The sequence below is a fragment of the Streptomyces sp. NPDC056160 genome (assembly GCF_042268205.1).
Taxonomy (GTDB): Bacteria; Actinomycetota; Actinomycetes; order Streptomycetales; family Streptomycetaceae; genus Streptomyces.
Genome location: NZ_JBHJUW010000074.1, coordinates 1 through 13,788, shown reverse-complemented (window position 1 = coordinate 13,788; position 13,788 = coordinate 1). Strand labels below are relative to the sequence as shown.

At 71.6% G+C, this 13,788-nt stretch carries 8 protein-coding genes; 5 read left to right on the top strand and 3 right to left on the bottom strand.

Annotation, left to right across the window (positions count from 1 at the left end; all coding sequences use genetic code 11):
• Window positions 1-169: 169 nt before the first annotated feature.
• The 5 genes from ACFC02_RS25150 to ACFC02_RS25130 are packed head-to-tail and all read left to right on the top strand — an operon-like array spanning window position 170 to window position 8,630.
• Window positions 170-1,309 (top strand): CDP-alcohol phosphatidyltransferase family protein, encoded by a 1,140-nt coding sequence (locus tag ACFC02_RS25150; RefSeq protein ID WP_376361493.1) that lies wholly within the window; start codon window positions 170-172, stop codon window positions 1,307-1,309.
• Window positions 1,306-5,841 (top strand): glycosyltransferase, encoded by a 4,536-nt coding sequence (locus tag ACFC02_RS25145; RefSeq protein ID WP_376361490.1) that lies wholly within the window; start codon window positions 1,306-1,308, stop codon window positions 5,839-5,841. The genes ACFC02_RS25150 and ACFC02_RS25145 overlap by 4 nt, the downstream gene beginning before the upstream one ends.
• Window positions 5,838-6,629, top strand: coding sequence for a rhamnogalacturonan acetylesterase (locus ACFC02_RS25140; protein ID WP_376361487.1), 792 nt, complete (start codon window positions 5,838-5,840; stop codon window positions 6,627-6,629). Before ACFC02_RS25145 ends, ACFC02_RS25140 begins: the two co-directional genes overlap by 4 nt.
• Entirely contained in the window at window positions 6,626-7,354 is a 729-nt protein-coding gene (locus ACFC02_RS25135; RefSeq protein ID WP_376361484.1) for a hypothetical protein, read from the top strand. Before ACFC02_RS25140 ends, ACFC02_RS25135 begins: the two co-directional genes overlap by 4 nt.
• Window positions 7,347-8,630: a phosphodiester glycosidase family protein gene (locus ACFC02_RS25130; protein ID WP_376361481.1), complete on the top strand. Its 1,284-nt coding sequence runs from the start codon at window positions 7,347-7,349 to the stop codon at window positions 8,628-8,630. The genes ACFC02_RS25135 and ACFC02_RS25130 overlap by 8 nt, the downstream gene beginning before the upstream one ends.
• A gap of 140 nt (window positions 8,631-8,770) precedes the next feature.
• On the opposite strand, the gene ACFC02_RS25125 is transcribed toward ACFC02_RS25130, so the two are convergent.
• The 3 genes from ACFC02_RS25125 to ACFC02_RS25115 all read right to left on the bottom strand — a co-directional run bounded on the left by ACFC02_RS25125 (window position 8,771) and on the right by ACFC02_RS25115 (window position 13,668).
• Window positions 8,771-10,900 carry a 3-hydroxyacyl-CoA dehydrogenase NAD-binding domain-containing protein gene (locus tag ACFC02_RS25125; protein ID WP_376361478.1) on the bottom strand — a complete coding sequence of 710 codons (2,130 nt, stop codon included), beginning with the start codon at window positions 10,898-10,900 and terminating at the stop codon, window positions 8,771-8,773.
• Window positions 10,897-12,126 (bottom strand): thiolase family protein, encoded by a 1,230-nt coding sequence (locus ACFC02_RS25120; RefSeq protein ID WP_376361475.1) that lies wholly within the window; start codon window positions 12,124-12,126, stop codon window positions 10,897-10,899. Before ACFC02_RS25120 ends, ACFC02_RS25125 begins: the two co-directional genes overlap by 4 nt.
• Before the next feature lie 240 nt (window positions 12,127-12,366).
• Window positions 12,367-13,668, bottom strand: coding sequence for a ribonuclease D (locus ACFC02_RS25115; RefSeq protein WP_376361473.1), 1,302 nt, complete (start codon window positions 13,666-13,668; stop codon window positions 12,367-12,369).
• Between the last annotated feature and the right edge of the window lie 120 nt (window positions 13,669-13,788).

The window sequence follows — 13,788 nt, the reverse complement described above, 5'->3', positions numbered from 1 at the left end:
TCGCTGTTAGGGCCAGGTAAGATTTGGTCGACAGGTAGTTGAAGCGTTGGTTAAAGTTCAGGCCGCTCATGTGATGGTCCTGTGCAACGGGCGGGCCCCTCACGGGCTCCCTGGGGCAGGCGCGGTGCCGCGGGGCACTCCGTCCTGTCTCGTTCCTGTCTGAGGGGTTATGGCCAAGCTGTCGCTGCGGGCTGTCCAAAAACTGACCTGCAAGAAGCGCGATGCCTGGTGGACCGTCTTCCTGGTCGATCCCGTGGCGACCAGGATGCTCCTCGTGGTGGCCCGCTTCAGGTTCATCACGCCCAACCGGGTCACCTGGGCCGCCCTGTTCATCGGCCTCGGCTCCGCCGGCTTCTTCCTGAAGGGCGACCAGAAGTCCCTGCTCATCGGTGCCCTGCTGTACCACCTGAGCTTCATCCTCGACTGCATCGACGGAAAGCTCGCCCGGCTCAAGGGCAACGGCACGGTGTTCGGTGGCTGGCTCGACTACGTCTTCGACCGCATCCGCGTGCTGTTCTGCGCACTGGCCCTGATGGGCGGCCAGTTCCTGCGCACCGACGACGAGCGCTTCCTCCTGGCCGCCCTGGGGGTGGTCTTCCTCGACATGCTGCGCTACGTCGACGCGCTGCAGGTCTACAAGATGCGCATGTCGATGCGGACGAAGATCGAGAAGGTCACCCAGGAGCGTGCGGAGGCGGAGCGCGCCGAGCAGGCCTTCCGGGCCGAGGGCTCGCCCCTGGTCTTCATGGAGGACCTGCTGCGCGAGAACCCCGGCTCCACCGCCGAATCCCTGCGCGCCGAGGCCGGAGCGGCCAACGTGGTCGACCTGCACGAGCAGTTCCGCGGCCAGTTCCCCTGGTACACCCGGATCCGGCGGGCCATGCTGCGCACCCGTATCCGACCGCACCTCATCAGCGGCATCGAGTTCCAGATGTTCATCTTCATCATCGGCCCGCTCATCGGCCGGATCCTGTGGACCACCGCGGTCTCGGCCGCCCTCCTGCTCCTGTTCGAACTGGTCATCATGTACAAGTTCTGGCTCTCCACCCGGGACTTCACCCGCGTCATGGAGGAACTGAGCCCGGCGCCGGCCTCGGCCGGAACCATCGCCGAGCACCTGCACCGGGGCCGCCACCGCCAGCGCCGTGCCGCCCAGGCCCTGCTCGCCGACGAGCGCTTCCAGGCACCCGAGCCGGACGACGACCCCGGCTTCAAGCCCTACCCCCAGCCGCAGCCGGTGTTCACCGAGACCATGCCCCTGCGCCAGGTCCGGATCGACTGGTCCGACCAGGAGGGGCACTGGAGATGACCATGCCGCCCGGCACCGACGCCCATGGCGCCCTCGTCCCGCACCCGGCCGCCCCCGGGTACGGCGACACCGCTGCCCACGCCGACCCGGCCGCGTACACCGTCACGGTCGTGATCGCCGCCTACAACGCGAGTGCCACCTTGGACCGGGCCCTGCGCTCGGTCCTGAACCAGACGCACCGCAACCTGGACGTGCTCGTCGTGGACGACGCCTCCACCGACGGCACCCTCGCCCTCGCCCAGGGCTACTCCGACAAGGACGGACGCGTACGGGTCGTCCCCCGCCCGCAGAACAGCGGTGGCGTCGGGGCGCCCCGCAACAACGGTATCGAGTACGCCCTCGGGCAGTACCTGATGTTCCTCGACGCCGACGACGAACTGCCCCACAAGGCCTGCGAGGTGCTCCTCGCCTCCGCCCTCGCCACCGGCGCCGAGATCACGGCGGGCCGGGCCCTGAGGGTGAACCTCGGCAAGGACGAGACGACGGTCTGGCAGCCGCAGCTGTACGGCAGCGACCGCACGATCCGGGGCGGCCTCACCGCGGCGCCCGAACTCTTCGACGATCCGATCGCCGCGGCCAAGCTGTACCGCGTCGACTTCCTGCACCACCACGGCATCCGCTTCCCCGAGGGCGTCTACTTCGAGGACACGTACTTCTCCACGGTCGCGGGCCTGTGCGCCCGGACCGTCACCCTGCTCGCCGCCCCCGTGTACCGCTGGATGTGGGAGCGGGACACGGACACGCCGTCCATCACCAACCGGCGCGGCGAACTGCGCAGCATCCGCGACCGGGTGCTGGTCCACCAGTGGGCCGACGACTACCTCGTCCGCCACGGTGCGCAGCAGCTCGTCGCGCACAAGGCGGCCAAGTTCCTCTCGCACGACCTCAGGCTCTACACCCCCGAACTGCGCGCCGGTGACGACGCCTTCCGGGAGGGCTTCGTCCGCACGACCGGCCCGTACCTGCGTTCGCTTCCAGCCGAGGCCTACGACCTGTGCGGGCCCCTGGAGCGGGTGCGGGCCTACGGGCTGATGCACGGCAGGGTCGACGTGGCGCTGTCCGTGGCCGACTACACGCAGCGGCGCAGCGTCCTCAGTTCCGACCTGGTGGAACGCGACGGCAAGGTGTACTGGTCCGCCTCGCTGCTCGGCCGCCCCGACGCCGACCGCTTCCTCGACGTCACCGAGCTCGACCTGGTCGGCACCCCACTGGCCGACGCCCGCCTGTTCAACCAGGCCACCCGGGTGGAGATCCAGGGCGGCGCCCTGCACGTCACCGGGTACATCCGCAACCAGTTCGGCCGGGCGCGGCCCAAGGACAAGGTGGAACTCACCGCCGTACTGCGCCGCCGCAGCCCCCGGACCGACCACACGTTCAAGGTCACCGGGGTGGAGATCGACGAGGAGTTCATCCGCTACCACACCACCGTCGACCTGGACGCGACGCTCGGCAAGGCCGCCCGGCCGGCCGTGTGGAACCTCTTCCTGCAGCTACGGCACGCCGGACAGCGTGCGACCACCACCGTCTGCGTGCGCGACCTCGACCTCGGACGCGAGCGTTACACCGGCGGCTCGGTGCCGTACGAGATCTACGAGACGGTCAGCGGCAACCTCGCGCTGCGCGAGGAGACCAGCGAGCAGCGCGAGGAGACCGATCCCCGCGGCACCCCCTGGCTGTGGTGGGCGAACCGGCAACTGCCGGAGTCCGTCTCCCCCTCGGAGAACTACGGCGCAGCCGTCGTCGTGCACTGCCACAACGACGAGTACAACCTCTACGAGTTCCTCAGCTCACTGGCCGCCCAGCGGGATTTCGAACGCCTCCAGGTCGTCCTCGTCGACGACGGTTCGACCGACTCGACGCCCGCACGGCTCGCCTCCTTCGCCGCACGGTACGCGAACACCACGGTCGTCACCCAGGTCGCCATGGGCATGAGGGCCGCCTTCGACCACGGTCTGCGCCATGTGAGCGCCCCCTACGTCATGTTCGCCCGAGCACGGGACATCCTCGGCCAGGACAGCGTCAGTCACCTGCTGCGCGCCGCCCGTGGCGCCGAGGCGGACGTGGCCGTGGGCGACAGCGACAACTTCCCCGGACCACGCCGGGACACCGACGCCCCGTGGAAGCGGTACTTCGGCAAGCAGGCCGCCGCGGTGACCCGTCTGGCGGACGCCCCGTACCTGGTCTTCTCCACCGGCCTGGGCGCGAAGCTGCTGAGGACCCGGCTGGTGCGCGAGCAGCGGCTGCGCTGCGGCGGCGGGCCGGGCTACGAGGACGCCTGGCTGGCCGTGCCCGCGCTGCTGCACGCGCGCCACGTCACCGTCGCCGAGCAGGCCACCGCCTACGAACGCGACCAGGAACACGGCGACTCGCTGTTCGACCTGCCGTGGAACGACGCCGTCAAGGCGCAGGAACTGGCGCGGCTGTGCCGGCACCTCCTCGGGCGCGCTGAGAAGTTCGACCCGCGCACCGCGCGCCTGGCCCAGCGGTTCGTGGTGCGCACCTTCCAGCCCTACCTGCGCAACCTGCACCGCATCATGAGCCGGTCCGAGCTGGCCGGTGTCTTCCCCACCCTGCACGACGTCTACCTGCGCATCCCGGACGACCTGATCCTGCAGTACGCCGTGGCCCCGATGTCCCGGCTGCAGCACCACGCCGTGCGGACCGGGAACTTCGACCTGTTCTGCGAGCCGCACCAGGCCCCGGAGTACCGGCCCTGTCTGCACATCGACGACACCGGGCTGTACCGGAGGCTGGCCACCGACCGGGTCGACACCTCGCTGCTGCGCGTGGACCGGCACAAGACGGTGCTGGAGACCTGCCACATCGACGCCGGCCGGGTCACCTTCGAGGGCCTGCTGGTGCTGTCCGGTGTGGACATCAGCCATGTCCTCACCAACCGGATCGAACTCGTCCTCACCGACGGCCGCACCGAGCGCGCCCTGGCCGTCGAGCAGGTCTACCGGCGCGACCGCTGGCGCACCCGCGGGGAACGGGACTGGTACTCCGGCTGGCGTGCCGTCGCCCGTCCGGAGGACTTCGCCGGGCTGAACAACCGCGACCTCACCCTCGTGCTGCGCGTCCACGACGGCGACCGGCACCTGGACAACCCGGTCGACGCGCGTCAGATGCTGCACCGCTTCAAGGGTGTGCACCGCGCGGGCCGGGCCACCGTGATCCTCGCCCTCGACGAGGACGAGCGGATCACGATACGCAGGGTGGCGGGGCTCCTGCCCCGTACCACCCACAGGACGAAGCGGTTCTTCGGCGCGCTGCGGTCCGCGCTCCCCGGCCGCCCCGGCTGGCGCACCCGGCTGCTGTACTGGCTGTACCACCTCTGGCTGCGGCGCAAGGACATCTGGATCATCGGCGAGCGGGAAGACACCGCACAGGACAACTCCTACCACCTGTTCAAGTGGATCCGGCAGAACGAGCCGAAGCGCCGGGTCTACTACGCCATCAACGGTGACGCCGCGGACCGGGCCAAAGTCGCCCCGCACGGCCGGGTCCTGGACCGCCTGTCCTGGAAGTACCGGGTGTACCTGCTGCACGCCACCAGGCTCGTCAACGCCTACGACCTGGAGGCCTACCTCGGCTTCCCCGGCCTGTCCAAGCGCGCGTTCCTCACCGGGTACGGCGACCTGCTGCGCTACAAGCGGGTGTTCCTGCAGCACGGCGTGGTCTACAACGACGTCGTGCGTTCCATCCACGCGCAGGTCACCAACGTCGACATGGTCCTCACCACCGGCCGCAGCGAGCGCGCGTACTACGCCGAACACTGCGGCTACGGCTACGAGCGGGTCGCGGCCACCGGCCTGCCGCGCTTCGACGCCCTGGAGCCGGTGCGGGGCCGCCGGCGCATCCTCGTCATGCCCACCTGGCGGCGCGAGATCGTCGCCCCGTCGTACAACAAGGCGGCCAAGCCGGAGATCCCGTTCGCGGCCTCGGAGTACTACCGCTTCTTCTCCGCGCTGCTGCGCGACGAGCGACTGCTCAAGGCGCTCCAGTACTACGACGTGGAACTGGAGTTCATGCCGCACTACGAGATCCGGCCCTACCTCAAGCACTTCCGCATCGACCACCCCTCCATCACGGTCTCCACCACGGGACGCGACGTGCAGCTCGCGATGCGCGAGTGCTCGATGCTCGTGACCGACTACTCCTCGGTCTTCTTCGACGTCGCCTACATGGGCAAGCCGATCGTCTACACCAACTTCGACGACGAGACCTTCTACAACAAGCACTACAAGCGCGGCTACTTCGACCTGGCGCGCGACGGCTTCGGCCCCGCCTGCGCCACGGTCGACCACGCGGTGGACGAGATCGTCGCCAATATGGAACGCGACTTCCAGGTCGAGCCGCGCTACCGCAAGCGCGCCGAGGAGTTCTTCGTGCTGCGCGACACCCGCAACTGCGAGCGCGCGTTCCAGGTGATCGACAGCATGGACGCCACCGTGGCAGGCGACCCGGGCCCACCGCCCGGTCCGCTCGTGATGGGGCGTCCGGGGGACGACCAGGGGCCGGGGGGCCGATGACGTCCCGCGCCAGGATCTTCCTCGCCGGCGACTCCACGGTGGCCGGCCGGCCCCGCAGCATGGCGCCCATGGCCGGCTGGGGACAGGCGCTGCCGCTCTTCCTGCGCCACACCGAGGTGGTCAACGCCGCCCGCCCCGGGGCCAGTTCGCGCAGTTTCCTGGAGCGTGGACGACTGTCCTGGATCCTGCGGAACATCGCCGGGGACGATCTGCTGCTGGTCTCCTTCGGCCTGATCGACATGAAGCGGGCCGAGGGCCGTTTCACCGAGCCCTTCCACGGCTACCAGCACTTCCTGCGCCGGTACGTCCTCGGCGCCCGAGCCCGCGGCGCCCACCCCGTCTTCGTCACCTCCCACGAGCGCCGGGTCTTCGACCGGCACGGCAACATGGGCCGACCGCTCGGCCTGTATCCCGAGGCCATGCGGGAACTGGCCGCGGCCCTGTCCGTGCCCCTCGTGGACCTCAACGAGTGGAGCATCGCCCAGTGGCGCCGCCAGGGCCCGGAGGGCACCCGCGCCCTCTTCCTCCACCTGAGGCCCGGCGAGCATCCCAACTACCCCCGCGGCGTGGCCGACAACACGCACCTGCGTGGCCGCGGGGCGGTGGAGTGCGCCCGGTTCGTGGCCCGTGAGATGTGCTCCAAGGGCCTTCTCGCACCCGAGTACTTCCGCGATCTCGACACACGTGTCGCGGAGATGGCCGTGGCCTTCGCCGACGACCGCGTGGTCGAGCGCCTCACCAGGTCACGGGTGGGCCCGACACACGAGACAGAGATGGTTCCCTCATGAACGACTGGTACCCGATCGCCCGCACCTGGGTCGCCCACCCTCAGTCACCGCAGATCGGCGGCGCGCTGGAGCTGTACGCCGACGCCGACCCGTCGGTGCCGGTCGCGCCCGGTCAGGCGATCACGCTCACCCTGGCCGTCACGCCCACGGGAGGCGCGTACCGGACGTACGGCTATCTGCTCGACGACTTCCTCGGCCAGGCGGCGCGCATGGTCCGCCACCGCGGCATGAGCCACCTGGCCAACGGCCGCTACGCCACCTACGCCAGCGACGCCGAACCGCGCACCGTCACCTGCCTGCTCAAGATCAAGGACGACGCGCAGGAGGGCGCGGTGCTGCTGCCCCGGGTGGTCGTCGGCCTGGTGCCCACCCAGGGCGACCGGCTGATCTCGTCCGCGGCGATCTCGGACGCGGGTTTCCGGGTGCGGCGGCACTGGCTGCCGGGCCAGAGCCTCAACGTGCACCCCGGCGGGCAGGCCGCGCTGCCCGCGGGCCACACCCAGGCGCCCGGACTGCGCTTCATGGGGGTGAGCCTCGCCCAGCACGGTGCGGTCACCTGCCTGCCCGACGGCAGCGTCACCTACCAGGCGGACCCCGTCCATCTCGGCTACGACCGCTTCGAACTCGCCTTCGAGGACGAGATGGGACACCGCGTGTGGTCGGAGGTCACCGTCTACATCGGCGACTTCGGCGCGTCCCCGGGCGCAGTGGTGGGCTATGGGTGAGACCGGCCGCAACGCGCTGGCCGCCACGGCGCTCTGCCTGGCCCTGGCGGCGGCCTGCAGCGCCCATCCGGTGCGGGACGGCACCACCGCCGGGGCACGGGCGTCCGCCGTCCCGGCGCCGTCCGCTCCACCGCTGCCCGCCGGGTTCGGCTACCGGGAGCTGACCCGGTGGCTGGATGCGGACAGCCCCGTGCGGCTGAGCGTCGTGAGCGTGGCACCCGACGCCAGGGTCCGGGTCACCGGTGTCCAGGGGCCCGGCATGAGCCGGGGACGGACGGTCCGCGACCTGGCCGAGTCGGTGGGGGCGCTGGCGGCCGTCAACGGCACGTACTTCGACATCGCCGGCGGCCGTGACCACTCCGGCTACGAAGGCGACCCGATCGGCCTGTACGCCGAACACGGCACGGTGCTGAGCGAGGCGCTGGCCGGCCGCCCCGCGCTCCTGATCGGCCGTGCCCACGGACGGCTCCTCGCCCGCGTGGCCGAGGTGTCGACCACCGGGCGGCTGCGGGCCGCCGACGGCGCCGGGCGGGAACTGGACGGGGTCGACCGGGCTCCGGGGCGCATCCTCGGCTGCGGCGGCGTCGGCGGGGACAGGATCGCCGCGACCGGACGCCTGCGGGGGACGCCGTACAACGGGCTGTGCACCGACGCCGACGAGGTCGTCTCCTTCACCCGGGAATGGGGCACCGACACGCCCGCCGGACCGCCGGGCAGCCGGGAGGCGCTGCTCTCGGCGAACGGAACGGTCCTCGCGGTGCGTTCGCCCGCCGGCGGCCCGCTGCCGGAAGCGGGAAGCGTGCTGTACGGGATCGGAACGGGTGCCGACTGGCTGCGCGCGCACGCCGGGACCGGGACGCGGGTGGCCGCGTCCATGCGCGTCACCACTGTGGACGGCCAGGATGTGGCCGGGCCGGTGGAGACCGCGGTGGGCGGCAGCGCGCGGCTGCTGCGCGACGGGGTGCCCGACGAGGATTCCCTCCGTCTCCTGCGGCCGAGCCGCGAACCGCGGACCGCGGCCGGCGTCACCACCGACGGAACGCTGCTGCTGGTCACCATCGACGGCAGGAGAAGCGGCGCCAGTGTCGGTGCCACTCCGCGGGAGGCGGCCCGCCTGCTGCGGACGCTCGGCGCCGTCGATGCGCTCAACCTCGACGGCGGCGGTTCGACGACCGCTGTGTTCCGCGGACGGTTGCGCAACAGTCCGCGCGCCGCGTGGAACGCCGCGCCCACGGAACGGCGCGTGGCCGACGCGATCGCCGTCCTGCCCGACTGACCGCCCGTCACCCACGGCGAGGCGGCCCGGGGACTTCGGGCCGGACTCTCCCGCCCGAGCAGAACGCCCGGCCGGGAGAGTCCGGCCGGGCGTCCGGCTCAGCGCCCGGCCGCGGCCGGGCGCGCACAGGCGGCCGTGCGCTACGCCGGGACCGACGCCACGCCCGGCGCCAGGAACCGCTTGCCGTTGACGCGCTCGCTGACGCCCTCACGGTCCAGGTACGGCGTGATGCCGCCCAGGTGGAAGGGCCAGCCCGCGCCGGTGATCAGGCACAGGTCGATGTCCTGGGCCTCGGCGACGACGCCCTCCTCCAGCATGAGACCGATCTCCTGCGCGACCGCGTCCAGCACCCGGGCCCGTACCTGCTCCTCGGTCAGGACGGCGTCGCCCTGCTCGAGCAGCGCGGCGACCTCCGGGTCCAGCTCGGGCTTGCCGCTGTCGTAGACGTAGAAGCCGCGCTTGCCCGCCTCGACGACCGCCTTCAGGTTCGGGGAGACCGTGAAGCGCTCCGGGAACGCCCTGTTGAGGGTCTCCGAGACGTGCAGGCCGATCGCCGGGCCGACCAGTTCGAGCAGGACCAGCGGGGACATCGGCAGGCCCAGCGGCTCGACCGCCTTCTCGGCGACCTCGACCGGGGTGCCCTCGTCGATGACGTTCTGGATCTCGCCCATGAAGCGGGTCAGGATGCGGTTCACCACGAACGCCGGGGCGTCCTTGACCAGCACCGCGGTCTTCTTCAGCTTCCTGGCCACCGCGAACGCCGTCGCCAGCGACGCGTCGTCCGTCTGCTCGCCGCGGACGATCTCGAGGAGCGGCAGGATCGCGACCGGGTTGAAGAAGTGGAAGCCGACGACCCGCTCCGGGTGCTTCAGCTTCGACGCCATCTCCGTCACCGACAGGGAGGAGGTGTTGGTGGCGAGGATCGCGTGCGCCGGGGCGACCGCCTCGACCTCCGTGAACACCTGCTGCTTGACGCCCATCTCCTCGAACACGGCCTCGATGACGAAGTCCGCGTCCGCGAAGCCCTCGGCCTTGTCCAGGACACCGGTGACCAGCGCCTTGAGGCGGTTGGCCTTGTCCTGGTCGATCCGGCCCTTGCCCAGCAGCTTGTCGATCTCGGCGTGGACGTAGCCCACACCCTTGTCGATGCGCGCCTGGTCGATGTCCGTGAGGACGACCGGGACTTCGAGGCGGCGCAGGAAGAGCAGCGCCAGCTGCGAGGCCATCAGGCCCGCGCCCACCACGCCGACCTTGGTGACCGGGCGGGCCAGGTTCTTGTCCGGGGCGCCCGCGGGGCGCTTGCCGCGCTTCTGCACCAGGTTGAACGAGTAGATCCCGGCGCGCAGTTCGCCGCCCATGATCAGGTCCGCCAGGGCCTGGTCCTCGGCGTCGTAACCGGCCTGGAGGTCGCCGTCCTTGGCGGCGGCGATGATGTCCAGGGCGCGGTAGGCGGCCGGGGCCGCGCCGTGCACCTTGGAGTCGGCGATGAACCGGCCGCGCGCGACGGCCTGGTCCCAGCCCTCGCCGCGGTCGAGTGCCGGGCGCTCCACGGCGATCTCGCCCTTGAGGACGGACGCCGTCCAGATCAGCGACTGCTCCAGGAAGTCCGCGCCCTCGAACAGCGCGTCCGCGATGCCGAGTTCGTAGACCTGCACGCCCTTGAGCTGGCGGTTCTGGTTGAGGCTGTTCTCGATGATCACCGTGACGGCGTTGTCGGCGCCGATCAGGTTCGGCAGCAGGGTGCAGCCGCCCCAGCCGGGGACGAGACCGAGGAAGACCTCGGGCAGCGAGAACGCCGGGAGGGAGGCGGACACCGTGCGGTAGGTGCAGTGCAGGCCGACCTCGACGCCGCCGCCCATCGCCGCGCCGTTGTAGTACGCGAAGGTGGGCACGGCGAGCTTCGAGAGCCGCTTGAAGACCTCGTGGCCGCCCTTGCCGATGGCCAGCGCGTGGTCGTGCTGCTTGAGCAGCTCCACGCCCTTCAGGTCCGCGCCGACCGCGAAGATGAACGGCTTGCCGGTGACGCCGACGCCGACGATCGCGCCGTCCGCCGCCTCCTTCTCGACCTGGTCGATCGCGGTGTTCAGGTTCGCGAGCGAGGCCGGCCCGAAGGTGGTCGGCTTGGTGTGGTCCAGGCCGTTGTCCAGGGTGATGAGCGCGAAGCGCCCGGCGCCGAAGGGCAGGTCGAAGTGGCGCACGTGCGCCTGCGTGACGACCTCGTCGGGGAACAGCTCGGCCGCGCCCTTCAGGAGTTCAGCGGTGGTGCTCACTTGTCGCCTCCGGCAGCGCTCTCGAAGTGCGGGTTCTCCCAGATGACCGTCGCGCCCATGCCGAAGCCGACGCACATGGTGGTCAGGCCGTAGCGGACGTGCGGCTGCTCCTCGAACTGGCGGGCCAGCTGCGTCATCAGCCGGACACCGGAGGAGGCCAGCGGGTGACCGAAGGCGATGGCGCCGCCGTACTGGTTGACGCGCTCGTCGTCGTCCGCGATGCCGTAGTGGTCGAGGAAGGCCAGCACCTGCACGGCGAAGGCCTCGTTGATCTCGAACAGGCCGATGTCGGAGATGGACAGGCCGGCCTTGGCCAGCGCCTTCTCCGTCGCCGGGATCGGGCCGTAGCCCATGACCTCGGGCTCCACGCCGGCGAAGGCGTAGGAGACCAGGCGCATCTTGACGGGCAGGCCGTTCTCGCGGGCGAACTCCTCGCTCGCGATCACAGAGGCGGTGGCGCCGTCGTTCAGACCGGCCGCGTTGCCCGCGGTGACCCGGCCGTGCACCCGGAACGGCGTCTTGAGGCCCGCCAGGTTCTCCATGGTGGTGCCCGGACGCATCGGCTCGTCGGCCGTGACCAGCCCCCAGCCGATCTCGCCGCCCTCGGGCGTGGTGCGGCGCACGGAGATCGGGACCAGGTCGGCCTGGATCCTGCCGTTCGCGTAGGCCTTGGCGGCCTTCTCCTGCGAGCGGACCGCGTACTCGTCGGCGCGCACCTTGGTGATCTGCGGGTACCGGTCGTGCAGGTTCTCCGCGGTCATACCCATGAACAGGGCCGACTCGTCGACCAGCTTCTCGCTGACGAACCGCGGGTTCGGGTCGACGCCCTCGCCCATCGGGTGGCGGCCCATGTGCTCGACACCGCCCGCGATGGCGACGTCGTACGCGCCGAAGGCGACGGAGCCGGCCACCGTGGTCACGGCGGTCAGCGCGCCCGCGCACATGCGGTCGATCGAGTAGCCGGGGACCGAGGTGGGCAGGCCCGCGAGGATGCCGGCGGTGCGGCCGATGGTCAGGCCCTGGTCGCCGATCTGCGTGGTCGCGGCGATGGCGACCTCGTCGACCTGGTTCGGGTCGAGACCGGGGTTGCGGCGCAGCAGCTCCCGGATCGCCTTCACGACGAGGTCGTCGGCGCGGGTCTCGTGGTAGATGCCCTTCGGGCCCGCCTTGCCGAACGGGGTGCGGACGCCGTCGACGAAGACGACGTCCCTGACGGTACGAGGCACGATGGCTCTCCTCCAGGGTGCGGGATGGCACTGCTGCGACGCGCGGCGCTGAGCGCGCGCTCAGCGCTCATGCTACTCGCGGGTAATGTGACTGCCCAGTCCCCCCGCCCCAAGCGGCGAACGTCACACCCGAAGGGGCCCGCGAAAACAGCACGGACGCCGCACGCTCCATCGAAAGGGGCGCGGGGAACTGCGCGAGCACTCCCCGCACACCCGCAGGCGCCGCCCGGGCACAGACCCCTACGGCGCCTGGGCGCCCTCGCAGCCGGCCAACGCGGCGACCAGCGCCGGCGTCGCCTGCTCCACCTGCCACGGCCGGGCGCCGTACCCGGCGAGGGCGGCGCCGACGGCGGCGGGATCGGCCGGCTTCGGCGGCTCCCAGCACAGCCGCCGCACCGCGTCCGGCGCGACCAGGTTCTCCTGGGGCAGGTTGAGCTGCTCGGCGAGCGCGGTGACCGCGGTGCGGGCGGCCGAGAGCCGCTGCGCCGCCGCCGGGTCCTTGTCGGCCCACGCCCGCGGCGGCGGGGGACCGGCGACCGCCTGGCCCTGCTGCGGCAGCGCCGACTCGGGCAGCGCCCTGGCCCGGTCCACCGCGGTCTGCCACTGCTCCAGCTGGCGCCGGCTCGTGCGGTGCCCGAAGCCGTTCAGCGCGGCGAGGGCGTGCACGTTGGGCGGCAGCGCGAGCGCGGCCTGCACGATGGCGGCGTCCGAGAGCACCTTGCCGGGCGAGACGTCGCGCCGCTGGGCGATCCGGTCCCGGGTCTGCCACAGCTCCCGCACGACGGCGAGCTGCCGCCTGCGCCGCACCTTGTGCATGCCGGAGGTGCGCCGCCAGGGGTCCTTGCGGGGCTCGGGCGGCGGCGCGGAGGCAATGGCGTCGAACTCCTGCAACGCCCAGTCGAGCTTGCCCTGCCGGTCCAGCTCCTTCTCCAGTGCGTCGCGCAGGTCGACGAGGAGTTCCACGTCGAGGGCCGCGTAGCGCAGCCAGGGCTCGGGCAGCGGCCGGGTGGACCAGTCGACGGCGGAGTGGCCCTTCTCCAGGACGAACCCGAGCACGTTCTCGACCATCGCGCCGAGGCCGACGCGCGGGAAACCGGCGAGACGGCCGGCCAGCTCGGTGTCGAACAGGCGGCTGGGGACCATGCCTATCTCGCGCAGGCACGGCAGGTCCTGCGTCGCCGCGTGCAGCACCCACTCGACGCCGCTCAGCGCCTCGCCGAGGCCGGAGAGGTCGGGGCAGCCCACGGGGTCGATCAGCGCGGTCCCCGCCCCCTGGCGGCGCAGCTGCACCAGGTAGGCGCGCTGGCCGTAGCGGTAGCCGGAGGCGCGCTCGGCGTCGACGGCGAGGGGACCGGAGCCGGCGGCGAAGGCGGCGACCACCTCCGCGAGGGCCTCCTGGTCGGTGATCACGGGCGGAATGCCCTCGCGCGGTTCGAGCAACGGGATCGGCGCCCCCGTGTCAGAAGTTCCGCCGTCGTCCGGAGGGGCGCCTCCGGTGGTGCGCAGTGGGCTGTCTGCTGCGGTTTCTTGGGCGTCGGTCACCTGTCAAGGGTATCGGTGGATGGACGGCGCCCGCCGACGGAACGTTCCGTCGGCGGGGGCCCGGGGGGGGTAAACCGGACAGGGGGGGCCCCGGCCCGGTGAACGCCCGTAACGGGGGCG

What these genes read in the sequence shown, in the direction of transcription:
- ACFC02_RS25150 (WP_376361493.1), top strand. Translation starts at nt 170, where the DNA reads ATGGCCAAGCTGTCGCTGCGGGCTGTCCAAAAACTGACCTGCAAGAAG.
- ACFC02_RS25145 (WP_376361490.1), top strand. Translation starts at nt 1,306, where the DNA reads ATGACCATGCCGCCCGGCACCGACGCCCATGGCGCCCTCGTCCCGCAC.
- ACFC02_RS25140 (WP_376361487.1), top strand. Translation starts at nt 5,838, where the DNA reads ATGACGTCCCGCGCCAGGATCTTCCTCGCCGGCGACTCCACGGTGGCC.
- ACFC02_RS25135 (WP_376361484.1), top strand. Translation starts at nt 6,626, where the DNA reads ATGAACGACTGGTACCCGATCGCCCGCACCTGGGTCGCCCACCCTCAG.
- ACFC02_RS25130 (WP_376361481.1), top strand. Translation starts at nt 7,347, where the DNA reads ATGGGTGAGACCGGCCGCAACGCGCTGGCCGCCACGGCGCTCTGCCTG.